Below are 1,052 nucleotides of genomic sequence, written 5' to 3'. Positions count from 1 at the left end.
GGCCTTGTTGATCAAATCCGTACCGAGGGTAAAATTGCCCCTTTCCCACCTGGGGTTAACGCACCATTTCGCTCACGGGCATGCCAAGGCGGGTTAATTTATTAAGTACGGCGACCCGTACATAACCCTCTCCGACCTGCGCGTTGTAACTATGGTAACGCAACCGCTCGCCGGTCAGGCTTTTGAACCGCCACATCGCGGTTTCCGCTAATGAACGCTGGTGGTAACCGGTATCATGCTTCCATTGCGCTAACTGGCCTTGCTTCAAGGCTTTAACTGCGTCGTTTCGCGGGTGGTCTCCACGCCAGTATCTAGCGTTGCTGCGCGGCGGTATACATGGTATTGCGTTTTTACGGGCTATTTCCCGGTAACATTCTTTGGTGTCGTAGGCTCCGTCGCTGGTTACCTTGCCTACTTTTCGGCGGCCCATTTTCTTTAGCATCGTCGGGAGAACTTCGTTGTCTCCGACATTAACCAGAGAGACTTCTTCACACACGACTTGTTGGCTTTCGACGTCTACGCCTAGGTGGAGTTTACGCCAAGTACGACGCTTTTCCTGGCCATGCTTGCGCACTTTCCATTCGCCTTCACCGAATACTTTTAGTCCGGTCGCATCAAACACCACGTGTGCTACAGGACCTGACGGGCGTGGTATTTTCACCTTCACTGTGCGAGCCCGCTTGCTGACACTGCTGTAATCAGGGCTTTTTAGCGGCACATTCATCAAATTAAACAAGGAGTTTAAGAAACCTTCGGTACTGCGCAAGCTGAGTTTATACACAGCCTGAAGCATCATGAACGTGACGATAGCTTGGTCGCTGTATGTCAGGTCTCTGCCACGTTTGCCGTTTGGTGTATCATGCCACCACTGAGCGATAGCTTTCTCGTCCAGCCAGAACGTCACTGAGCCTCGTTGTTTAAGGGCTTTGTTGTATTCAGACCAGTTTTTAACTCGGTATTTTGCTTTGCTCATTGCGGTGTCTAGTATCAGCGTGGTTTGGCGATCTGATCAACGCTAACTGAGAAAGTTCCACTATTTGTTCAACAAGGCC

Annotated in this window: 1 protein-coding gene; it reads right to left on the bottom strand. The window is 50.8% G+C overall.

The features are described from left to right. Nucleotides 1-55: 55 nt before the first annotated feature. The gene (locus CWE07_RS14245) at nucleotides 56-973 is read right to left on the bottom strand and encodes an IS5 family transposase (RefSeq protein ID WP_126819034.1); all 918 of its coding nucleotides are present in this window, start codon (nucleotides 971-973) and stop codon (nucleotides 56-58) included. Nucleotides 974-1,052 lie beyond the last annotated feature (79 nt).

It is taken from the genome of Aliidiomarina maris (assembly GCF_003987335.1).
Classification (GTDB): Bacteria; Pseudomonadota; Gammaproteobacteria; order Enterobacterales; family Alteromonadaceae; genus Aliidiomarina; species Aliidiomarina maris.
The sequence above is the reverse complement of the archived record's forward strand: the minus strand, read 5'-3'. Positions and strand labels throughout refer to the sequence as shown.